Source organism: Mesobacillus jeotgali (assembly GCF_900166585.1).
GTDB lineage: Bacteria > Bacillota > Bacilli > Bacillales > Cytobacillaceae > Mesobacillus > Mesobacillus jeotgali_A.
Map to the genome: position 1 here is coordinate 2,139,287 of NZ_FVZC01000009.1, position 22,588 is coordinate 2,161,874.

Annotated in this window: 26 protein-coding genes, 1 pseudogene and 1 other annotated feature; of the genes and pseudogenes, 2 read left to right on the forward strand and 25 right to left on the reverse strand. The window is 41.4% G+C overall.

Annotated elements, in window-relative coordinates:
* Window positions 1-3: 3 nt before the first annotated feature.
* The 5 genes from B5X77_RS20925 to B5X77_RS20945 all read right to left on the reverse strand — a co-directional run bounded on the left by B5X77_RS20925 (window position 4) and on the right by B5X77_RS20945 (window position 2,174).
* Complete coding sequence (locus B5X77_RS20925) at window positions 4-648, reverse strand: hypothetical protein (RefSeq protein ID WP_079509840.1); 645 nt, start codon at window positions 646-648, stop codon at window positions 4-6.
* Between the two features lie 74 nt (window positions 649-722).
* The gene (locus B5X77_RS20930) at window positions 723-986 is read right to left on the reverse strand and encodes a hypothetical protein (RefSeq protein ID WP_079509841.1); all 264 of its coding nucleotides are present in this window, start codon (window positions 984-986) and stop codon (window positions 723-725) included.
* A 1-nt stretch (window position 987) separates the two neighbouring features.
* Window positions 988-1,194: a hypothetical protein gene (locus B5X77_RS20935; RefSeq protein WP_079509842.1), complete on the reverse strand. Its 207-nt coding sequence runs from the start codon at window positions 1,192-1,194 to the stop codon at window positions 988-990.
* An 85-nt stretch (window positions 1,195-1,279) separates the two neighbouring features.
* Window positions 1,280-1,876 (reverse strand): hypothetical protein, encoded by a 597-nt coding sequence (locus B5X77_RS20940; RefSeq protein ID WP_079509843.1) that lies wholly within the window; start codon window positions 1,874-1,876, stop codon window positions 1,280-1,282.
* A 70-nt stretch (window positions 1,877-1,946) separates the two neighbouring features.
* Window positions 1,947-2,174: a helix-turn-helix transcriptional regulator gene (locus B5X77_RS20945; RefSeq protein WP_079509844.1), complete on the reverse strand. Its 228-nt coding sequence runs from the start codon at window positions 2,172-2,174 to the stop codon at window positions 1,947-1,949.
* 770 nt (window positions 2,175-2,944) lie between these two features.
* Here B5X77_RS20945 and B5X77_RS20950 point away from each other — a divergent pair.
* Window positions 2,945-3,340: pseudogene (locus B5X77_RS20950) on the forward strand (sigma-70 family RNA polymerase sigma factor); the annotation flags it as partial.
* Window positions 3,341-3,739: 399 nt separating this feature from the next.
* Here the strand turns inward: B5X77_RS20950 and B5X77_RS20955 are convergent.
* The 3 genes from B5X77_RS20955 to B5X77_RS20965 all read right to left on the reverse strand — a co-directional run bounded on the left by B5X77_RS20955 (window position 3,740) and on the right by B5X77_RS20965 (window position 5,549).
* Entirely contained in the window at window positions 3,740-3,877 is a 138-nt protein-coding gene (locus tag B5X77_RS20955; RefSeq protein WP_079510335.1) for a YrzI family small protein, read from the reverse strand.
* 397 nt (window positions 3,878-4,274) lie between these two features.
* Entirely contained in the window at window positions 4,275-4,529 is a 255-nt protein-coding gene (locus B5X77_RS20960) for a YrhC family protein (protein ID WP_373887825.1), read from the reverse strand.
* Between the two features lie 315 nt (window positions 4,530-4,844).
* Entirely contained in the window at window positions 4,845-5,549 is a 705-nt protein-coding gene (locus B5X77_RS20965; RefSeq protein ID WP_079509846.1) for a 5'-methylthioadenosine/adenosylhomocysteine nucleosidase, read from the reverse strand.
* Between the two features lie 362 nt (window positions 5,550-5,911).
* Here B5X77_RS20965 and B5X77_RS20970 point away from each other — a divergent pair, with 362 nt between their 5' ends.
* Window positions 5,912-6,118, forward strand: a complete 207-nt coding sequence (locus tag B5X77_RS20970) for a YrzA family protein (RefSeq protein WP_079509847.1) — start codon at window positions 5,912-5,914, stop codon at window positions 6,116-6,118.
* A gap of 94 nt (window positions 6,119-6,212) precedes the next feature.
* Here the strand turns inward: B5X77_RS20970 and B5X77_RS20975 are convergent, their stop codons facing one another.
* The 17 genes from B5X77_RS20975 to B5X77_RS21055 all read right to left on the reverse strand — a co-directional run bounded on the left by B5X77_RS20975 (window position 6,213) and on the right by B5X77_RS21055 (window position 22,546).
* Window positions 6,213-7,370, reverse strand: coding sequence for an acyltransferase family protein (locus tag B5X77_RS20975; RefSeq protein ID WP_257391867.1), 1,158 nt, complete (start codon window positions 7,368-7,370; stop codon window positions 6,213-6,215).
* Window positions 7,371-7,603: 233 nt separating this feature from the next.
* Window positions 7,604-8,287: a YrrS family protein gene (locus B5X77_RS20980; protein ID WP_079509848.1), complete on the reverse strand. Its 684-nt coding sequence runs from the start codon at window positions 8,285-8,287 to the stop codon at window positions 7,604-7,606.
* Window positions 8,288-8,372: 85 nt separating this feature from the next.
* Window positions 8,373-10,154, reverse strand: a complete 1,782-nt coding sequence (locus B5X77_RS20985) for a peptidoglycan D,D-transpeptidase FtsI family protein (RefSeq protein WP_079509849.1) — start codon at window positions 10,152-10,154, stop codon at window positions 8,373-8,375.
* A 57-nt stretch (window positions 10,155-10,211) separates the two neighbouring features.
* A complete protein-coding gene (gene greA, locus B5X77_RS20990) occupies window positions 10,212-10,688 on the reverse strand; it encodes a transcription elongation factor GreA (RefSeq protein WP_079509850.1) in 477 nt (158 codons plus the stop codon).
* Between the two features lie 207 nt (window positions 10,689-10,895).
* Complete coding sequence (udk, locus tag B5X77_RS20995) at window positions 10,896-11,531, reverse strand: uridine kinase (RefSeq protein ID WP_079509851.1); 636 nt, start codon at window positions 11,529-11,531, stop codon at window positions 10,896-10,898.
* 3 nt (window positions 11,532-11,534) lie between these two features.
* Window positions 11,535-12,803, reverse strand: coding sequence for a peptidase U32 family protein (locus B5X77_RS21000; protein ID WP_079509852.1), 1,269 nt, complete (start codon window positions 12,801-12,803; stop codon window positions 11,535-11,537).
* 25 nt (window positions 12,804-12,828) lie between these two features.
* Window positions 12,829-13,758 (reverse strand): peptidase U32 family protein, encoded by a 930-nt coding sequence (locus tag B5X77_RS21005; protein ID WP_079509853.1) that lies wholly within the window; start codon window positions 13,756-13,758, stop codon window positions 12,829-12,831.
* A gap of 5 nt (window positions 13,759-13,763) precedes the next feature.
* On the reverse strand, window positions 13,764-14,402 hold the full coding sequence (locus tag B5X77_RS21010) for an O-methyltransferase (RefSeq protein ID WP_079509854.1): 639 nt from the start codon (window positions 14,400-14,402) through the stop codon (window positions 13,764-13,766).
* 300 nt (window positions 14,403-14,702) lie between these two features.
* The gene (gene mltG, locus B5X77_RS21015; protein WP_079509855.1) at window positions 14,703-15,854 is read right to left on the reverse strand and encodes an endolytic transglycosylase MltG; all 1,152 of its coding nucleotides are present in this window, start codon (window positions 15,852-15,854) and stop codon (window positions 14,703-14,705) included.
* Between the two features lie 421 nt (window positions 15,855-16,275).
* Window positions 16,276-16,563, reverse strand: a complete 288-nt coding sequence (locus B5X77_RS21020) for a DUF1292 domain-containing protein (RefSeq protein ID WP_079509856.1) — start codon at window positions 16,561-16,563, stop codon at window positions 16,276-16,278.
* 15 nt (window positions 16,564-16,578) lie between these two features.
* The gene (gene ruvX / locus B5X77_RS21025) at window positions 16,579-16,995 is read right to left on the reverse strand and encodes a Holliday junction resolvase RuvX (protein ID WP_176167389.1); all 417 of its coding nucleotides are present in this window, start codon (window positions 16,993-16,995) and stop codon (window positions 16,579-16,581) included.
* A gap of 1 nt (window position 16,996) precedes the next feature.
* The gene (locus B5X77_RS21030; RefSeq protein ID WP_044394425.1) at window positions 16,997-17,266 is read right to left on the reverse strand and encodes an IreB family regulatory phosphoprotein; all 270 of its coding nucleotides are present in this window, start codon (window positions 17,264-17,266) and stop codon (window positions 16,997-16,999) included.
* 77 nt (window positions 17,267-17,343) lie between these two features.
* Window positions 17,344-19,977, reverse strand: coding sequence for an alanine--tRNA ligase (gene alaS / locus B5X77_RS21035; protein WP_079509857.1), 2,634 nt, complete (start codon window positions 19,975-19,977; stop codon window positions 17,344-17,346).
* Window positions 19,978-20,058: 81 nt separating this feature from the next.
* Window positions 20,059-20,270 (reverse strand) — a binding site (T-box leader).
* 64 nt (window positions 20,271-20,334) lie between these two features.
* The gene (locus tag B5X77_RS21040) at window positions 20,335-21,414 is read right to left on the reverse strand and encodes an AI-2E family transporter (RefSeq protein WP_079509858.1); all 1,080 of its coding nucleotides are present in this window, start codon (window positions 21,412-21,414) and stop codon (window positions 20,335-20,337) included.
* A 293-nt stretch (window positions 21,415-21,707) separates the two neighbouring features.
* On the reverse strand, window positions 21,708-21,842 hold the full coding sequence (locus tag B5X77_RS21045) for a YrzQ family protein (RefSeq protein WP_079509859.1): 135 nt from the start codon (window positions 21,840-21,842) through the stop codon (window positions 21,708-21,710).
* Between the two features lie 23 nt (window positions 21,843-21,865).
* Entirely contained in the window at window positions 21,866-22,060 is a 195-nt protein-coding gene (locus tag B5X77_RS21050; RefSeq protein WP_079509860.1) for a hypothetical protein, read from the reverse strand.
* A 9-nt stretch (window positions 22,061-22,069) separates the two neighbouring features.
* Entirely contained in the window at window positions 22,070-22,546 is a 477-nt protein-coding gene (locus tag B5X77_RS21055; protein ID WP_079509861.1) for a PRC-barrel domain-containing protein, read from the reverse strand.
* Window positions 22,547-22,588 lie beyond the last annotated feature (42 nt).

Sequence of the window (22,588 nt, forward strand, 5' to 3'; positions counted from 1 at the left end):
GACCTATACTTGTCCTTTCGACTTCAACCAACTCATTCGTATTTGTTCCAATCGCTTTAATTCCGCCTTGACCGCTTTGACGTATGCTGCACGGGCTTCTGATTCTGTTTCAAACGTCCCGATATGCTTTCCACAAACTCCAACCTGGTATTTACCGCTTGACGTCTTCGTAAATCCTTTTGCATGGTTCAATTTATATTTCAAACAATTCTCACGGTCGGTAACCACTTCAAGGTTTTCGTCCCGATTATCAAGAGTTTGTTCGTTTTTATGATTGACTTGAATTGACATTCCCGTTTCTTCGAAAAATCCGTTGTATTTGGCAAGTTCTTCACGCATGATGAATCTATGCAATTGTTCCTTTCTTTGAGTTCCGTTCCCAACGGTAATATTTGCGTAAACTCCATTGTTCCCAAAGAAAGCGGCTACTTTTCCTTTTTGCAATACTTCCGACAACCTATGCTTCGAAATTATTGTTTCCCGCCCGTCTTTCAATAAAATTGCGACAGTTCCGTCGTTATTGAACTTGAAGTCATTGAATCGGCGACAACCGTGTAAACCGTTCTTTCGCTTAATATATTTTAACAATTTGTCCTCATTTTCATTTTTTGGTTCGAATCTGATAGCACCATAAGCCTCAACAAACATATTGATGACCTCCTTTCCCAAGTTCGTTTTGGTGTTCATTTTGACCAATCAAAAAGACGCCCCGAAGGACGTCCTTACTTCTTTAATTCGATTGTTGTTAATTCTCCACTTTTTTCACGTTCCTTTTGTTGGCGGATCTGCTCGTCGTGCATTCCGATTGCAATTAAACAAATTGGTGGAAGATTGTGTCCTTCATTAAGCAATTTACGCCAATACTCAATTTGCTCGACGTTATGCTTTGCATTTTCCTTTGCTTCCTTGACAATCTTTTTTGACTTCGGACTTTCCGCATAACCTTTCGCAATATCTTCTAATGCTTTACGTTGTGAATATGCCATATTAATTTAACCCCCTTTTATATCGTTCAAGACGTTCCTTTGCCCGTTCCAATCCCTTTGGTCGTGCGATACGGACTTCGGTTGTAGATACGCCAACTTCTTTCGCAATATCTTCATGCGACTTGCGTTCACGTTTCATACGAAGAATCATATCAAGAGTTTTTACTTCATATTCCGTCTGTTTCACTAACATTTCGAGTGCCGTCATTCCGATACCCCACCAAAATGTTTTTCAATTATGACCAATGACCCAACCGCAATCAAGAAATGAATCAATGCGAGAACGTTCATAATTACTTCACCCAAGCGGGAACACGACCGCTGGAATATGCTCTTTCTTGCGTTTCAGTTTTTAATCCAAGACAAAGTTCTTCGGGAGTATAATCCTTTGGTGAATAGACTTTTCGTTCATTAATAGTGCGACCATACTTTTCAGTAGGAATCCCTAAGTCAAACAGTGTTTTGTTGTATTCTTGATTTACATTCCCGATTTCGCTCTTAATTTGACCAAGTTCCGCTAATTGCTTCAATAATTCATTTCTTGCTGCAATCACGGATTCGACCTTATTGTCATATCGGGATTGAATTTCCTTCAACCGTTTTTCACGATGTTCTTTTGCGAATGGAACAAACTTTTCAACCGCTAATTTTTTGCGGACTGCATAGGCACGTTGAAGAAGTTCGGTTGTTTCGGCAAGTTCAGATTTCTTTTCGTTCAACAATTCCTTTGCTTGTTCAACGTCGGATTCAGATACAATCCCTAAAAGTAATTGTTCGGTTGAATCTTCGATTGCTTGCGTCAATTCAATTACCTGATTCGTCAATTCGTCTTGCTTGTTTTCCAATTCTTGAATTTTAGACTTGACCGCTTCCAATTGTTGCTTTGACATAGATCAATTCCCCCCTTTGATATACGGGACGTTTTGTCCCGATTAAATTTTTAGTTCAATTTTGATTTTTTCATTCACTTTCAAACCTACGCATGATTTTCAAATTGCGAATTGCTTCAATTTCTTCTGGCTTAACGTTGAATCGGTAAATGATTCGTTGTTTAAGTCGTTCGGAGATTGGCATTTTGTCGGATTCAATTAGCGAAATCATTTGTTGAGATACGCCAACTTCACGGGCAAAATCGCCTTGATTCAGTCCAAGATTCGTCCGCAATGCTTTGACAACAAATCCTTCCATACGTTCAACCTCCTTTTAAATTAGTAAAAAACAAGTTCTTGACCAAAAAGAAATGTCCCGCCAATAAGACGGGCAACCGCACTACTGCACGCTGCTTCGATAGGTCAAATCGAACTTGGGTCGGCAACCAATATTCAGTTGTAAAAAAGCGGATTCCCCCGTTAAAGAACCCGCTTCTAATTATCAATTGTTCTAAATCGTCCCTTGTAAGTTACAATTGGACTAAATTCGTAAAAAACAAGATAGAATGTATAAAAAAAATGCGACGGTCACGGTAAAAAGCTCGCAACCAATCGCATTTTCTCGGAGGAATAACCGATTGTATGTCAATGCCGCATACGGAAACGGCAAGGATTAATTTTATGTATTTTCGTTTAATCTTCTTTGACATCTATTACGTATTAACGTTTACTTCGTAATTTGCGACAATCTAATCGAATCTATATTGCGAATATCTTTGTCGTTATCTAATTAACTTTGTCACTTATGTTCCAAAGTTAAGCAAGCTTTGCTTGCACCGTTCTTGAGGAACTTGATTTTTAGTTCCGAAAGAATGGTTACTATCAAGCGAAGTATTGTATCGAAGTTTCGTTGAAACTAACGAAATACTAACGTTATCTAAGCGACTTCTACTTCGTAATTCAACCGCAAAATCCCTTGACAAGCGTCATAAATACGATTTAACACAAATTTAATATTCCTGTAACATTTTTGTAATATTTATTGGCATAACTTCGAAAAACTTGTCCTTGACTATGCACACATTTGACATTAGAATCGAGATACTCATGCATCTAAGGGCATTGAAGAAAACCAAAAAGGATGTTTCATTGCATGACCCGATTGGCCAGGACAAAGAAGGAAATGAGATATCTTTGATAGACGTCCTGAAGTCTGAATCGGAAGATGTCATTGATACCATCCAGCTCAATATGGAGCTTGAAAAAGTGAAAGAATATATCGATGTCCTCGACGAGCGAGAAAGAGAGGTCATTGTTGGCCGTTTTGGCCTTGACTTGAAGAAGGAAAAAACACAGAGGGAAATTGCGAAAGAACTTGGAATCTCAAGAAGTTATGTGTCCAGGATTGAAAAACGTGCATTGATGAAAATGTTCCATGAGTTTTATCGTGCCGAAAAGGAAAAGAAAAAGAATAAAGGGCAGTAACGCCCGAAAAAAATGAAAGGCATCAATCACATATGATTGATGCCTTTTTACATCTTATTCCACACTCACTTCTGCAGCAACAACCAGCCCGACAGCGCCGCAAATCACCAAACCCATGACGATCAAGAACATGCCCACCACCCCTTTATCATAGCCACTTGTTACACCAAATTTATCATATAAATACTGTGTTAAAAGGTATGGGTTGTGAACATTCTGTTAACGATGGGATTTCTTCTTCCTGAAAATAAGCGTTAAAAGCAATACATGCAAAGACATCGAATTACCTCCCGATACCGTCGTTAGGTGGTGTCCTTCTCCACCCATAAGCTAGCCAGTCTTCTTTGAATTAGATAAATCATTTTCTTTCCACCTTTCTTGGTTAATTATTCAAATGAATTAAAACAGGCGCAGCATTGATTGACGGTTTTTGTTTTCTTCCACCATTTTTTCTACCATTTCGTTGTGACGAATTTCTTCCAAAGACAATTTGCGTTTGTTGATTGTTATGGTTAAAAATAAGATATTTAAGGTCATGATCAGTTCACCTCCTTTTAATTCCACCCCAAATAGCCGCAAGGATTCCTTCCCTGCGGCAAAAATGGGCACAAAAAGGCCACAGGGCACGATTCTCCCTGCGGCCATGGATGTATTAGTTAAATAAGCAACTTAAATAATCCAGTCCGGCCCGGTCGAATGCGCTTTACTATATGAAGTTAATGTGTTATTCCAGTATCCAATCATAATCATTTCACTCGACCTCCTTCTGAATTATTAACTCACATTGGTAAGTATATCCACTTCCTGTTGATTTGTAAACCTTTTTTGGCCTTTTTTTCCAAAAAAATGTTCGGCAAATTTCAACAAAAAAACTGCACCACCGGATATTAGATCAAATATCTAACACCTGGTGATGCAGTTAGTTTGCTTATTGTTATTTTTTCATCAGTAATTCTTGGCCTTCCTCAGATTCTATCAGCTGATTACGGTATTTTTTCGCAAAAGAAAAGAATACGATAGAAACAGCAAGGAATACCACAGAAGCACCAGTAGCGATATAAATATCCGTCATTACTTTCGTTTCAGACGGTATGATTGTTCCAAGATAAAAGAAAGCTCCTACTGCAAGCAGAATAGTGGCGAATTGTTTAAAATCAACCATTTTTTCATAGAGTTGTCTAGCCTTCAATATAATCACCTGCATTTTAATAGTCTTAACCACAACCCTACTTTAACATGTTTTAAACATTTTATTGATATGTAAATTATGGAAGTTAGGAAATTAAACGTTGGGATTTTGGCGCACATTAGAAAAGCCATTGTTTTGGCCGAAACTGATTCTGCTTCAGACATAAGGAGGGGCTCGCACTGAGGCTTTGCCCGAAACGCTCTCAATACCCTTCCAACAGAATTTGCAGTGCCTTCTACATTTCCGCAAACAAGATCTTACTCCCTATTTAATATAAAATATAGCGCAGAATTTCCCAACGAAATTATAATGACATCAAAGCTTCCAATTTTTGACCATCTCGTTTACGATTTCAAAGGAGTTCTTTGAAGCTAGTTTTGTGAATTCCAGAAAGTTTACGTCTGCTGAACCATCTGCCTGGTCGGACATGGAGCGAATGATCACGAATGGGATGCTGTTCATGCTGCACACCTGGCCAACAGCTGCTCCTTCCATTTCTGTACAATAACCATTAAGCTCCTCATGGAGAAATTTAACTTTTTCACGGTCTGCGATGAATTGGTCACCTGATAAAATCCTGCCGCTGACGATTTTCTTGTTTTCTACGATTTCTTTGCTTGCTGTCATTGCTAATTCAACCAGTCGCTCGTCTGCTTTAAACACGGATACTTCTGTATAAGGAATTTCCCCTAGTTTGAAACCCAGAGCACGTACGTCCATATCATGCTGCACACAATCAGTAGAGATGACGATATCCCCTATTTTCAAATCAGGATTCACTGCACCGGCAACACCTGTGAAAACAATATTCGATGCAGAAAATTCACCGATCAGAATTTGGGTACATACACTTGCATTCACTTTCCCTACTCCAGACTTACAGAGTACGATGTCAAAGCCGTTGAAAGTACCCACATAAAAAGTGATGCCTGCCTTCTTTTTCTCATCATAATCCTTCATGGCCTCAAGAATATGCTGAATTTCTTCATCCATTGCACCAATAATACCAATTCTGTTCATAACTATCTCCTCCCGAAATTATATTTTCTAAAGCTGGTAAAGAACTTTTTTCATCCATAGTTGTGAAACGGCCGTTTTGCTGTTTTATTTACCCTGTTCATAGAAATCTTTGCAACTCTTCCCATACCTAGAACAAAAGGTGCAAAACTGATTATCATGGAAAGGGATTAACTAGTTTGCCTTAATGAGGGCCAAGCTCTTCCAGTATATATAAAACCACTTGTATTTACAGCACTACTAGAGTTCGATATTAACCGCTGAAATATGCCTGTCGTTTTAATTTATCAAAAAATGTTTTATTTTTATAGGGAATTTGCTATTTTATTTTGTATAGATATTGTCGTACACAAAGGAGATAAGATATGGAATTCCAATTTGATTTAATTGAAGACAAGGTGGAATTTTTTGAAGCTGTTGATTTAAAAACGCTGGAACAAAAAATCACCAAGCAAATCGAAATTAATAAAGCGATAATGCTTTCAGTACATCATGTGTCCCACCAGATGCATCTGGATGACAAAGGAAGGTTGTTCTATTCTGCAGTTGTCCATTTTAAAGCGAAAAAATAGATGGAAAGTAACTAGTAGAAGCACCAATTCTTATTTCCAAAAGTAACAGGATTATAACGCCAAAAAGCTTGGGACACCCAAGCTTTTTTCATTGCTAAAATTTCAAAGGTTTCACAGATTCTCTGTTTAAATTTTCATCCTTTATTTCCTTCATCCCAAACAAAACACGGGGTAAATTAAATCGCCGAATCATAAATTGGTAGATGCACATAATCGTTACAAAGGATAAGGATACTAAGAAGATTAATTTTAATGGGATTGATAATCCCAGGTTATAGATAAAAAAACCTATTAGAATAATGATCGGTTGATGAAGCACATAAAATGGCATAGAAGCTTCACTTGCATACTTTAATGATGTATTAGAAAAGTTCAAATACCTTTCTCCTAGATAAAGAATATAGAATAGCATGTTCCATACCAATAAGACACGAATAATCAAAAACAATCCCCAACTGATAGAGACGCCCTTAGGAAACCCATATAAGAAAACCCAGGATAGATATATAGCTGTAAAAAATACGCTTAATAAACCTGCTGGAAAACCAATTTTACGCACAAACAGCCGTAACGAATCTCTGGCAAAAAAATAAAACCCTAAAACATATAAAAGTAAATAAAAGATGATTCCCCAACTTCCTAAGTTTACAATGCCGTTAACAGTCAAGGCAGCAATTGACAGAGGGATTGGGATGAATAAATAATGAAGTATATTAAAATCCTTACTCTCCACATCTCTTTTTTTCAGAAAAAAAGGCAACATAATAACTGAAAAAAGCAGTAACATTAGGAGATACCACAGGTGATGGCCGAAAAATGCAAAGTTGCCAATTCCTCCTATCTCCAAATAGAGTCCATCAAAGTAATGTGGAAAGAAGTGCAGGAATGAGCCTTTAAACTGTTTACTCACTATCCTTTCAACATACACTTGAGGAGGTGAAAGCAGAAAGATTCCTAAAAGCAATGGTATACCTAATCGCAAGAGTCTTTCTTTCAAAAAACTTTTTGAATCCCTTCTTTTTAGAGCGTAATAAGCGGACATTCCTGAAAGCATGAAAAAAATTGGCATGATCCAATTTCCCACTAATAGGGAAAAAAATTCGATATAGGTATCATCTATCACGTTGTTTTTTATATGCCATTCAAAGGAATTAAAGAACATTGAACAATGATAAAGGAACACAGTGAACATAGCCAGTACCCTTATCCAGTCTAAATAATAATGTCTTATAAACGAATCAGTCTTTTCCACAAATTTTCCTCCTTCCTATTAACCAATTTCATACAATAATTTTTGGATTCAAACCCAAGAATTTTCTAAAGATAATTCCTTTTATTGTAATTCTCCAAAATAGATCTTAATCCCTGTTTTTCTCCGCGGATGAAAAACGGACAAAAAAAAATAGCATCCTACTTAACAAAATGACGACGGTCAAATTGTTTATCAGGATGCTAATTATACGTATTTCGAAATTAAACAGGTCCTTATCGCTTATCATTTTGAATTAATTCTTCAACTTTAACTGGCTTCCAGCCTTCGCCTTCTGCCCACTCGATTGTGACCCTGAATGTCTGGTCATTTCCCTTTTCAGAAATGGTTCCAACCGCTGTATTAGGCGCACCGCCATTTTCATTCCACCATACGGTCATATTATTTTTATCGATTCCTGTGGCATAGGAATAGGCAAGAATCATTTCCTGCCAATCAACTGCATTTTGGTCGAAAACAGTATTATGCTCACCCGATTGAGTCGTTCCAACCGGCTTCCATTCAGGATTCTCAATCGTTTGTTTTACGTTGGCATCACTGCCGCCCTCTGTCACGATTGGATCTGCAACTTCTTCATCTTCTTTAGTTTCCTCAGCTGCTTCATCTGATTCTGATTCTTCATCTGCATTTTTGCCGGAGGCTTCATTTTCGTCTTTCTTTTCAGCTTCCTTGCTGTCAGCTTTTTTCCCTTGAGAGGCTCCCGCATTTTCTTTTTCTGCTGCTGCCTCATTTTGGTCGGCTGCCCCTTCATCATTGCTGAAAAAAATATTGAATGAAACAATGCCAATCAGTAAAACAACAATAATAATCAAGCTATTTAAAATGAGGTTCGTTTTTCTGCGCTTTGCCGTCAATCTTGAGCGTGTCCCCTCATTTAGGCTATCATAATCGTTCTTCAAGATCTTTCCCTCCCTTATAAGGTTGTCAACATTCTACCATGACTCGGGGCAAACTTGAAGGATTTTATATTCATGTAATGAGGTTTCATTCATTTTCAGGACCTTTAGCCAGTGTCCCATGGTTGTAATCATAGACCTCCTTTACTATTTCCGCAAAAAGAGGGTTTACCCCGCCTTCATTCTCAGGGACTCCTAAATTGACTGTCACAAGTGCGTATTTTGGTTTTTCATATGGAAAGTATCCTGCGAACCATTTATTATGCAATTGCTTCCCATCATTGTATATTCCCGTTTCTGCTGTTCCAGACTTACCTGCCACGTCATATGGCAGATCCCTGAACCATCTTCCAGTGCCTTTTTCGTTCAGAACGACCTCATGTAAAAGCTTTTGGAGTTTCATGGCTGTATAGGGTGAGATTTCGTCCCCTTCAAGTTTGTTTTTTGGGAATTGAGTCATTTTCGTTCCATTTTGGTATTGAATGGACAGAACCGCCCTGACCATATCTTTTTCACCGCCTCTGGCTATTGTCGCAATCATGTTCGCGACGGCGAGAGGAGTTACCCTCACCTCATGCTGCCCAATGCCTGACAGTGCAGCAAAATTCCTATCCTTCCTCGCTTCATCCGTTCGAAAAATCCGCCCTTTTTCCTCATCCCGAAGCTGGCTGAAATTCTCGAGATGAAAAATATCTCCTGTCCAGCCTGCCCCTCCTGTCAATGAAAGCATTTCTGAATATTTTTCAAGGATGTTAGGGTTCTTTTTCTGTAATTCTTGGGCTGCTTCTCCAAATGTACGGTTGCAGCTGACGGCGAAGCTATCAGTAAAATTCAGCATTCCATAATCATGTTTCATATCTTTTTTGCCAGTGATGGTCTTGCTGCAATCGAACTTCCTTGCGGGATTGTCTAGTCCATTATCGATTGCTGCAGCTGCTACAACCGTTTTAAAAACCGATCCTGGAACATGCTGCTTGATCATCATATTTTCAACCCCTTCATCCGTATAGGGTTTTGCGGGGTTTATTGCCGGTCTCGAAACCATGGCCAAAATGCTGCTTGTTTCAATATCGAGCAGGACGACTCCGCCTTTTTTTATTTTATGCTGATCAACTTTTTCCTCAAGAAGCATTTGCAAACCTTTATCTATCGATGTCTGCAGGTTGATCGGATAGAAGGGGTTGGCTGGTTCTATATATTTTACATTGATACCGAATAACGGAGCTCCTTCACCATCCACATGATAAACCAGCTTAGACTTTCCTTCTGCTACGAGGAACTCATCGAAGCTTTTTTCCAGCCCTGACAGGCCAATCAAGGTCCTTGGGAGCAAATCATTGTCGCCATATCTGGATTTCAGCACCTCTTCATTTTCACCAATAATCCCCACAAGCTGCGCAGCAGGCACTTTTTCCATGGGATATTTGCGCTCAACCGCAAATACGCCCGGGATTTCCATTCCGTTGATTATATCCATTTGCCTCTTAGTCAAGATGACCGGTTCCGGGTCGCCAAAAGCAAAAGGTTCCTTTGAATTCTCAACTGCATTCTTCAATGCGTATTCAGAAACACCAATGGCTCCTGCAACCTTCTCAGCTTCCCAGTCCATTTTCTTTAAAAACGGGAACAGAACAAGCACTGATGCAGCCTCATAGGATAGCGGCTTTCCCGAGCGGTCCAGGAAATTCCCTCTGCCATTGTCAACGACCATTTCTTGTGACCTTTGCTTGACACTGGCTTCGATTAAATTTATTTCATGCTTTGAAAATGATTCCGTATCAATCAGCTGCAGCTGTGCCAGCCTGAATAACAACAGACCAAAGCCTGCAAGACAAATGGAAATCCAAACCACCATTCTTTTTTTACGCATAAAAAACACCTCGTCAAAAGTGTTGACGAGGTGCACAAATTTCAAACCTATGAATCATTACTTGATAGATGTAATGCGAACGTTCATTTCACCGCCAGGAGTCTGGACAGACACTTGATCGCCGACTTTTTTGCCCATCAGGCTCTTCGCAATCGGAGAGTCATTTGAAATTTTCCCTTCAAATGGATCAGCTTCTGCACTGCCCACGATTGTATACGATTCTTCATCGCCATCAGGAAGCTCGACAAAAGTGACTGTGCGGCCAAGGCTGACTGCATCTGTACTCAACTCATCCTCCTGGATGATTTTTGCGTTGCGGATCATATTTTCAAGAGTCGTGATACGGCCTTCTACAAAGGCTTGCTCCTCTTTTGCAGAATCATACTCAGAGTTCTCTGAAAGGTCACCAAAGCTGCGAGCGATCTTAATTCTCTCAACGACTTCTTTTCGTTTGACGGTCTTCAGTTGTTCTAATTCTTGTTCAAGCTTTTCTTTCCCTGCCTGTGTCATTGGAAAAACTTTTTCTGCTGCCAAAATACTTCACTCCTTCTAGTCTTCACAAATCCCCAAATAAATAGATTGTGTAATATTATATTATGTATCCTGAAAAATATACAGTAGCGCGTCCTTAATCAGGGCGCGCGGTCAAAATAAAGCCATTTAAGGCCGATTATTTCTCTTTGGACAAAAGGAAGCACTTTTTCAAAGTACTTCCATGTCCATATTATCTATGCTATTGTGTCACAAAAATGATTTTTGTTCAAGAATTGTTTGAATTTTTGTTACCATCAGGTCAATCGCAACATGATTATGTCCGCCTTCAGGTATGATGACATCCGCGTATCGCTTTGTTGGCTCGATAAACTGGTTATGCATCGGCCTGACTACATTAACATACTGTTCGATGACTGAATCCATTGAGCGCCCGCGCTCCTTAATGTCGCGGAGGAGCCTGCGGATGATTCGTAAATCTGCATCAGTATCTACGTAAAGCTTGATATCCATCAAATCGCGTAATCTCTCATCCTCCAGGATCAAGATCCCTTCAAGAATTATAACATCCTTCGGTTCGACATTCACAACTTCATTGGATCGGGTGTGGATGGCATAATCATAAACCGGCTTCTCGATCGCCTCGTAACGAAGCAGCCTTTGAATATGCTGAATCAAAAGATCATTGTCAAATGCCAGCGGATGATCGTAGTTTGTCTTTAAACGCTCTTCCATTGGCAGGTGGCTTTGATCTTTGTAATAGTAATCTTGTTCTATCATCAGGATTGAATGGCCTTTAAAGCTATCATAGATTGCTTTTGTGACACTTGTCTTTCCTGAGCCGGAACCCCCGGCTACACCAATTACAACAGGCTTGCGGTCCATCTATTATTTCTCCTTCCGCATCATGTTATTTGGGTAGACAGGCTTGTCCATCTTGAACTTAACGATTTGCAGAGGATGGCGGGCAACATCAAGTTCATTGCCATCTTCATCCCAGATTTTATCGATTACATGTGTAAAGTTCTCGATTTCAGGTCCAAAGAATTCAACCTCGTCGCCAGGCTTGAAGTAGTTCCTTTGCTGAAGGGTAACCATTTGTGTGTCAGGATTGTAATCAAGTACCAGGCCGGCAAAATCGAAAGTTGTCTTTTTGCTATGGTTTCCAAACATTTGCTCTTTATACCCCGGAACTCCCTCAAAGAACGCAGTTGCTGTTTCACGGTTAGCACACTTGTCTAATTCTTCAAGCCATTCCTGCTTGATCACAAAGTTTTCAGGATCAGCGCAATAAGCATCAATCACTTTGCGGTATACGCTGACAACTGTTGCAATGTAATGGATGGACTTCATGCGGCCTTCAATCTTTAGACTGTCGATTCCAAGCTCGATCATACGGGGAATTGACTCAATTAGTTTCAAGTCCTTAGGGCTCATAGCGAAAGGTGAATCACCTTCTGCGAACAATGCGTTTTCCTCAGTTCCTTCAAGTTTGTACAAATCATAATCCCAGCGGCAGGACTGGCAGCAGCCGCCACGGTTTGAGTCACGGGCTGTCATATGATTGCTCAAGGTACAGCGTCCGGAATAGGCAATACACATTGCACCGTGGACAAAGGTTTCAATTTCAATATCGACCTTTTCCTTCATTAACTTGATTTCTTCCGCACCAGTTTCACGCGCAAGTACGACACGCTCCAGTCCTTCTTCCTTCCAGAACTGGACTGCTTTCCAGTTTGATAAGGATTGCTGCGTGCTCAAATGGACCTCGATTTCAGGAGCGACCCTGCGGCAAGTTTCGATGATCAGCGGATCAGCCACGATGATTCCGTGTACCCCAGCTTCCTTCAATCCCAACATATATTCTTCAAGGCCATCGATATTCTCGTTATGGGCAAAGATATTTGTTGTAACATATATTTTTGCGCCATATTTCTTAGCGAACTCGACGCCTTCCTTCATTTCTTCAAAAGTGAAATTATCTGCGTTTGAACGCAAACCATACTCCTGACCGCCAATGAAAACGGCATCTGCACCGTACTGGACCGCAATCTTCAGTTTTTCGAGATTACCGGCCGGCGCAAGCAGTTCTGGTTTTTTTACGATAACACGTTTACCGTCAACAATTTGCGAGATTTTATCTGCTAATGCTGTCATTACGCAACCTCCTATTTTCTTACTTTTAATAAACTGTCTCTTTGAAGAAGAATCCTGTATCCAGCGGGCGGTTAGGCGGCTGCAGCTCTTCTGCTGCTTCCAATAAGCCATCTTTTACTTCGTCGTATTGGTCTGGATCTTCAACAGCCAGGTCTATTGCTTTGCGATAAAGCTTCGTAACTTCCAAAATATATTCAGGGCTCTTCAGAATACCGTCAATTTTAAAAGAATCGATTCCTGCTTCTACAAGCTCTGTTAATTCATCGATGATGCAAATATCGTTAGGACTCATAATGTGCGTACCATTCTCATCCTCGAAAATTGGATATTTATTCTCGCGCTCTTTATCATGCAGGAACATATTGCGTTCCTGTCTTCGGTTCTCAACTTCAAGGGCCTTGCCTTGATATTCAAAGTAATGGCCAAGGAGCGGACGCTTTGACTGGAACATGTTCATCATTCCGTGTACCTGGACCTCGATTTCCACCTCTGCATTTTCCTTGGTTTCTACGATTGCGTCCATGTTGATTTCTCTCGCAAGAACAGCACGCTTGGAGCCTTTCCTGCCCCAATAATTGCAGGTATACCAGTTTGTTCCTGTCATTTCGGTACTCCAATGAAGCTTCATGTCTGGAGCATATTCCTTTGCAGCCATTAAAACAGCAGGGTCGCCAAACGTGACTCCATCAGCTTTCACATCCGTAAGGAAGGTAAGGTATTCGCCAAGCAAATCCACTTTTTCATTGTGGAATAAGGCATTCATGGCCACATATACTTTCTTGTCTTTTGAGTGTGCCAATTCAATCGCTTGTTTTACATCTTCACGGTTGAATTCACCGGCAAGGCGCAATCCGAATTTTTGTTCTCCAATCAGGAACGCATCTGCTCCAGCCTCTGCCAATGGAATAATGTCATTAACGCTAGTTGGAGTTACCAATAATTCAGGTTTCTTCATTCCGTTCACCTCTTCTTACTAACCGCCACACCATCGCCAATTGGAAGGATGATCGTATCATACTCCTCATTGGCTGCAAGCCAGCGATTGAATTCGTCTATTTTTTTTACCAGGCTGCGGACTCTCCTGCTCTCTGCCTCCTGGTTATATACAAGCCCTTTAAAAAGGATGTTATCCGTAATGATCATTCCCCCCGGCTTCAAAAGCCTGGAGTATATTTCGAAAAAGCGTTTGTACTGCCCTTTAGCCGCGTCTATGAAGATAGCGTCAAATGGAGCATGGAAAGCTACTTCCTCTTCAAGCTCAAGAGCATCACCTTTGATCTGAATGATCCGATCCTGCAGACCTGCCCGTTTAATGTACTCAATGGCAAGTAGATACCGGTCTTCATCACGTTCAAGTGTAATGACTTGGGTATCCGGCAAGGCCAATGCCATTCTTATAGCTGAATAGCCAATTGCGGTTCCGACTTCAAGGATGGCTCTCGGCTGCTGGATTCTCAATAGTTGCAGCATCGTTTCAATGCCAGCGGGCTCCATAATAGGAACACCATTTAGCTTCGCAAACTCTTCCATCTCTTTAATGATGCCATTCCGGGGCTGTATGAGAGAATCTATATAATTCTGCAGCTCTTGATTTAGCAAGCTGCCTCACCTCTATTCAAAGGCTGAAATATAAGCCAGAGTAGATTGAAATAACTGTCCGGGCATGAAAAAAATAGCGTTTACAGGTTAAGAGGGACACCGCAGGGAAGCTTCCCAAACAGGTCCATCAGCTAAAATAAGCCACAACTCCTACATCTGCAATGCACGCTATCAAAAAAAGCATAGCACTCAAAAAGAGTATACGCCAGACAGTAACATTACTATTAAAAAACACTTGAATTATTTTACCACAATAAGAAGGGAAATGCGAATCTTTGTGCATTTCCCTTTAATTTACTGTTATTTCTTATTTGTGATATGCTCGTTCACTTTTCGATTATGCTCAGCCAGCGTCTTGGAGAAGAGCACGTCTCCTGTAGAGGTGGCGAGGAAATACATATCATCTGTATCGGCAGGTGCAAGAGCGGCCTCAATAGAATCTACGCCAGGATTGGCAATTGGCCCAGGCGGCAATCCTATGTTTTTGTAGGTATTATACGGATCATCAATCTCCAAATCCTTGTAATATACCCGATCTTTATGCTCGCCATGTGCGTACAGAACAGTCGGGTCTGTCTGCAGCATCATTCCTTCTTCCATTCTGTTGTAGAACACACTGGCAATCTTATCGCGGTCTACTTTCTCAGTTGCTTCCTCTTCAATGAGTGAGGCCATTGTCATCAACTCATGAGTAGTCATTTTCTTTTCTTCCATCTGTCCTCTGAAATCACCTAATACTTCTTTCGTTTTTGTCAGCATGACGGTCACAATTTCCTCGACTGTCGGTTTTTCAGAGTAAAACGGATAGGTAGCAGGGAACAAATACCCTTCAAGCGGGTACTTCACATTTTCTTTCAAGATTTCCTCACTAAGAACATCAGGGTATTTCTCTATCAAGGTTTTGACGAATTGAGGATCGTTCAGCTGTTTAAAAATTTCTGCCTCGTCTTGCTGTGTTTTTTCGGCGATGATCCCAGCAATTTGCTTTAATTGCTTTCCTTCCGGGATTGTGATCTTCATCACCACTTCCTGCATGACTTTACCTGTTTTCAAGCTGGTAAGGATTTCAGGAAGTGTCATTGATGGATTCATTTTATAATCTCCGGCCATAAAACCGGCTTCATTTTTGAACTTTACATAATACTTGAAGACTCTGGCGTCCCTGATAATTCCTTTATCTTCAAGAATTTTCCCAATCCCAGTTGTGGAGGAGCCAATCGGAATATTAACATTGACTGTTTTCTTGCTGTTTGCATCAACAGGTTTCAAGGCTTCTTTTATGTAGTAATAGCCTCCTCCGCCGACTGCCCCAATTAGCAGAATGGCCACAATCGCAGTAATGAAAACGATCCTCCTTACGATTTTCGCTTCTGACTGCCGTTCAATAAGCTTTTCTGAAATGAACTGCTTTTTATCTTTTTTTGGATCGTTTATGTTCTTCTCGTCAGACATAGGTTCCCCCTCCAGTTACCAAAACTTACTTCCTGGATCCTCTCTATTATCACATCTCGAACCATTATACTATATTTTCTATTTCTATTTGCAAATAATTACGAAAAAATACTGCTTACGACAAATAAACATAAAATCCGACAATGTCGTTTGCTGTTAGGAGTTTTGATTAGTTTTGTAGTAGTATTGGCCTTTAAAAGACGGGAAATTATCATTTGATTGATATATTAGGAAATGTGGGTGATATATCGCAGAATTTGGCCGATAAATCTTCAAATGTGATCGATATATTGCAGGATCTGGCCGATAAAACCTAAATGTGGTTAATATCTAATAATAATTGTTACTATTGCAGTCAATGAGCAATTTTACCGGCAAAAAAAGAACCAGGCTGCACCAGCCTGGTCCCAATTCGTATATTTTACTCTTCGTCCTGCTCAGCAAGGAAGGTTTCGAGCATTTCCTCGATCATGTCCCATTCTTCGTCAGTCTCGATAGGCATTAATTCGCCATCTTCGTTATCTTCTGTCGGTGTGAATGCAGATGCATGGATTTCAATTTCCTCGTCATCGCTTTCCTCAGCACCTACTGGATAATAAAGCACATATGACTTTCCGAATTCCTCGGAGTCGAATGTGAAAAGTACCTCGCATAATTGTTCGTTACCGTTTTCGTCTACTACTGTAATGTTGTTTTCGCCGTGATCCATTGTAGTCACCTCAATTTAATTTTGGCTGTTTAAATAGCCTTGTAAAATCATTACTGCGGCCATCTTATCAATGACCTTTTTTCTTTTTTTCCGGCTGATATCTGCCTCGAGCAATACCCTCTCGGCAGCAACCGTCGTCAGACGCTCGTCCCACAGAATGGCCGGAATACCGAACCGCTCTTCCAATTCACGGGCATAGAATTGGCTGGCTTCACCGCGCGGGCCAATTGTCCCGTTCATATTCTTCGGCAAACCTACGACTATTTTGCTGACTTCGTGCTCTTTTATAATTTTACCAATTTCATCAAAACCAAACACATTTTCTTCTTCATTGATTTTCAATGTATCAAATCCCTGAGCAGTCCATCCGAGTTCATCGCTCAGCGCAATGCCGACTGTTTTTGAGCCGACATCCAGTCCCATGATCCGCAAGTTATTTCCCCTCTCGATGGTTCCTTAAATAGGATTTAACCAGTTCCTCGATAATTTCATCCCGCTCCAGCTTGCGGATGATGTTGCGGGCATCCCGATGGCGGGGAATATAGGCCGGGTCTCCGGAGAGCAAATATCCGACAATCTGGTTGATCGGGTTGTATCCCTTTTCCTGCAGCGCTTCATAGACCTGCAGGAGGACTTCATTGACATCATGCTCAAAAGGCTCTTCAGGAAAATTAAATCTCATCGTCTTATCAAACGAGCTCATCGAATGCACCTCACTTTAAAAAATTTCCGGTAAAATTTTCTTGAGTTACCTTCATTCTACACTACTTTACTTCTATATCAAATTGATTTTACCCATTCTTCGGCAAATTGAAGCGCATTGTCGAGTTTTGAAGGATCTTTCCCTCCAGCCTGAGCCATATCTGCACGGCCGCCGCCACCGCCGCCGCAAATCGCAGCTGCTTCCTTGATCAGTTTTCCAGCCTGATAACCTTTCTTGATCAAATCATCCGTAACAGCCGCAATCAAGTTCACTTTGCTGCCGTCTGTCATGCCTAGCAGTATTACGGCTGAACCAAGCTTCTGCTTTAGGTCATCAGCCATATTTCGCAGGCTGTTCATGTCAGAAGCCTGGACACGCGCAGCAAGTAATTGGACACCATTGACTTCTTTTACCTGTGACGTTAGGTTCCCTGCTTCAATATTTCCCAATTTAGCAGAAAGAGATTCATTTTCACGCTGCAGCTGCTTCATTTCAGCAAGCAGTGAATCGATCCTGTTCGCCACTTCCTTCGGTGAAGTCTTCAGCTTGCCTGCCGCATCCTTCAGTATGCCGATTTGGTCGTTAAGTACCTTATAAGCAGCCTCTCCCGTTACAGCTTCAATCCTTCTTGTTCCTGCTCCAATGCCGCTTTCTGATACAATTTTAAACAGTCCGATGACTGATGTATTTGGAACATGGCAACCGCCGCAAAGTTCAAGGCTGTAGTCTCCAACTCTGACAACACGAACGATATCGCCATATTTCTCTCCGAATAATGCCATTGCACCCATTGCTTTTGCTTCAGCTATTGGCTTAAAGCTCGTCTCAACCTGGATACTTCTCCAAATTTTTTCGTTGACGATCGCTTCTACTTGCTCGAGTTCATCCGCAGTCACCTGGCCGAAGTGGGAGAAGTCAAAACGCAGCCTGTCCGGTTCTACAAGAGATCCGGCCTGGTTGACATGGGTACCGAGTATATCCTTCAGTGCCTGATGCAACAAGTGTGTTGCCGTATGGTTCTTGATGATTTTGGCACGATTGTCCTGGTCAAGTTTTGCTGTCACTGCCAGGTTTGTTGTCACAATTCCTTCTTCAACAACCACACTGTGCAGGTTTTGACCATTCGGTGCTTTCTTAACATCCCTTACTGACAACCTGACGCCTTCTGCCATAATCGTTCCTTTATCAGCAATTTGGCCGCCGCTCTCTGCATAGAATGGAGTAATATCGAGAATCAGTTGGATTTCTTCACCAGCCTGAGCCTCCTCAATTAGTTCACCGTTCTTTACCATTGCCACAATCTTGCTATTCGTCTCAAACGTATCATAGCCTACAAATTCACTTTGTTCCTTAATGTCGCCAAGAACACCGCCCTGTACCTGCATGGAACCTGCATCCTGGCGTGCAGCACGGGCCCTTTCACGCTGCAGCTCCATTTCTCGTTCAAAACCTTCATGGTCGACCTTCAATCCTTCTTCTTCAGCATATTCCTCTGTCAGTTCCACAGGGAAGCCATACGTATCATAAAGTCTGAAGACATCCTCACCCTGGATTTTTCCGCTGCCCTTTTCTTTTTCTTTCTTGATCAGCTCTGAAAGAATCGCTAAGCCTTCGTGAAGTGTTTCATGGAAACGGTCTTCTTCATTCTTGATGACCTTCTGGATAAATTCTGTCTTTTCTTGGACCTCCGGATAAAACTCATGCATGATTTCGCCGACTACAGGCACCAGCTCAAACATGAATGGCCGGTTGATGTTGAGTTTCTTTGCATAACGCACTGCGCGGCGAAGCAATCTTCGGAGAACATAGCCGCGGCCTTCATTTGATGGCAGAGCACCATCTCCTACCGCGAAAGCAACAGTACGAATATGGTCGGCGATCACCTTGAATGCTTCATCTTTCTCATTTGTTACGCCGTATTTTTCACCGGAAATTTCTTCTGTTGCATTGATGATTGGCATGAACAAATCTGTTTCGAAGTTTGTAGGGACGTCCTGGACTACTGAAGCCATACGCTCAAGCCCCATGCCTGTATCAATATTCTTCTTTGGAAGCGGTGTATATGTGCCATCCGGATTATGGTTAAACTCGGAGAATACCAGGTTCCATACTTCAAGGTATCGATCATTTTCCCCGCCAGGATACAGCTCAGGATCCTGGAAGTCGTTACCGTATTCAGGACCTCTGTCATAAAAGATTTCTGTGTTCGGGCCACTTGGACCTTCACCTATGTCCCAGAAGTTACCCTCCAGGCGGATGATCCGCTCTTCAGGAATGCCGATCTTATCTTTCCAGATGTTAAACGCCTCATCATCCTCAGGGTGAATCGTCACTGATAATTTTTCAGTATCAAATCCAATCCACTTTTCACTCGTAAGAAATTCCCATGCAAATTCAATTGCCTCTACCTTGAAGTAGTCACCAATTGAAAAGTTACCGAGCATTTCAAAGAATGTATGGTGGCGTGCCGTTTTGCCGACATTTTCAATATCATTTGTACGGATGGATTTCTGCGCGTTCGTGATCCTTGGGTTTTCTGGAACAACACGCCCGTCAAAATACTTTTTCAAAGTTGCTACCCCACTATTGATCCAAAGCAGGGAGGGATCATCATGCGGAACAAGGGAAGCACTTGGCTCGATGGCATGGCCTTGTTCCTGAAAATATTCGAGAAACATTTTTCTGATTTCTGCACCTGTCAGTTTTTTCATCTTACTAACCTCCTAAATCGCATTTGAAATATAAGCTAAGCTTTCAGGGTTTTTAGGCAACAAAAAAAGCCCTCATCCCTGGACAGGGACGAGAGCTTGCTCGCGGTACCACCCTGATTATGGACGCAAAATGACACGCCCATCTCTCAATGACGCTTTAACGCAGCTGCTACGGCAGGTTTTGCCTGCACTCCGGAATAGCCTTCTGTTATCCTTCACCGGGGACTCTTGCAGCCTTGGAATCCCTCTCTGGACGATGGTCTATAACATACTCGTTCCTTCTACACTTTTCGAATTATTAATCTATAGCCGAATTATATATAGCGGTCTGCGGTTTGTCAAACGACTTGGCAAAATTTATGTTGGACGCTCTCTTTTTCTTTCAAGAATGATATGGTCTTTGGCGTGGATCAGAGCCGCTCTCAGCACAACCAGAAACGGTACCGCTAATATTAATCCGAGGATTCCTCCTACTTCTTCCCCTGCCAGCAAAGCGAACATAATCATCAATGGATGCATGTGAAGGCTTTTGCCGACAATCAGCGGAGACAGAATATTCCCCTCCAGGAATTGCAAAGAAAAAACAATAACAAGGGAAAAGATCACCATTTTAACTGACATCGTCGCGGCGATGATAACAGCCGGGATTGCTCCGATAATCGGCCCGAAATATGGAATTACATTCGTAACGCCTACAATCGCTCCAAGCAAAAGTGAATATTTAATGCCCGCAAACCAGAAAAACAAAGAGGACAGTACGCCAATGATGAGGCAGATGAGGAGCTGGCCGCGGATATAGCTGCCCAGGGATTTGTCGACTTCATGCAGGAACCTTGTCCCTGGCTTCCTCCACTGTCTGGGTGTGATATACCATGCCGCTTTTTTCATGACATTAAAGTCCTTCAGCATATAAAAAGCGATAAACGGGATCACTGCGATTGTCAGAATGGAATTGATGATTTCCATCAGGAAAGACATCGTGCTTGCCAGCACACCGTCCAGCCACTGTTCCATGCTGTTTATCCCATCCTCGATTCTTTCGTGAACTCCTGCTGGCCATGTCGAAGTCTGGTCCACCACTTTATTGACCATTTGCTTATATTGCTCGGCGAAGTACGGAGCGTTTTCCGCCAGATCCCCCAGTTGGTGGATTAAAGCCGGGATTCCTTTGTAAAATGCAAAACCAGCACCGCCAAAAAATAAAATATAAATGATCAGGATGGAAACTCCCCGGTGCAGACCCCTATGATGCAGGGCTTCAACAATCGGGTGCAGCAGATATGTAATGAAAGCCGCTATAGTAAAAGGAATCAGCAAGGATAGAATCACTTCAAAAACAGGGACCCATAAGGATTGAAGCTTGATAAAAATAAACAGGACAATAAATAAGAGAAGAAGAAATCCAAGCCGGTAATACCACTTCATATGGATATTCATCCTTTTTCGCCCTCCCTCCTGTATATTCTTAAAAGAAAGGAGGTGGATTATACCTTTTATTGGTACCGAGGCGGGATATTTTAAATAAAAAGAACTGGTAATTTACTTTTTATAGCGAAAAATGATCTTTTATAGCGACTTTTTATTTTTTATAGCGATTTTTTGGTTTTTATAGCGAGTTTTTACTTTTTATAGCGACTTTCGCCATACTATAGCGAACTGGAAATCCTGCAGGTTTTTTTCCATTTTTAAATTAAAAATCCCCTGCAATTTTCCATACAGGGGATCGTAACTTAAAACATGGCTCTTGTCATTTTACGGCCAAGCTTTTTCATTTTCCTGGCTGACATCATATTATTATTGGATGCATAGTTGTATGCTGCCATACCGGCATCAAATGCGATAGCGGAGGTTAACATTTTATTCATGTGTTTCACCTCTTTGGTTTATTTTACAAGCCGCCGTATTGACGTTGATCTTCGTCGAATAGGTCATCAAGGGAGCTTAAGGTTCCATCTTCTTCGACTTGATGGGTATGGATCAGACCTTTATTCAAGGACAATTCTATAAAGCAATTCCAGCAATAATATTGGTTAATGCCAATTTTGCCGATATCCTTGCTTCTGCAATTGGGACAACTTAACATAAGGACACCTCATCTCGGTTTAACTGTCACGATGATGGCATCCTTCCCGATTGCAGGCGGACCAATGGTCTTGACCACTCGCTTTCCATTCGCGATATCCGAAAAAAAGCCATCCGATAATTCGTACCCTACAATCGTGCCCAGTTCTTCCAAAAAATATACGTCTTCGAGCAACCCAAGCTGCTCGCCATCCCTGGAAAGAAGGGCTTTGCCAGCGAGCCCGTCATTATGTTCAAACGTATATTCGGGTTCTGCCTCCAATTGCTCCATAGCCTTCTTGTCCCTTACCATAACACCATCCCAGCCAAAAGATTCAACCTGACCAACTTTTATCTGGTATGTTTTCTTGATGAACGCACCCTTTTTTACAAGTAAGCCTACAACGCTTCCATTGCTTGAAATGCTTACATCACAAACTTCGCCCAGTTTTTGACCACTCACCAATTCATAAACAGGCAGTCCCTTTAAAAGTGAAAATGTCCGCAAAAGTGTGTCCCGCCTTTCCGAACACTCTTAGTTTCCACTGTC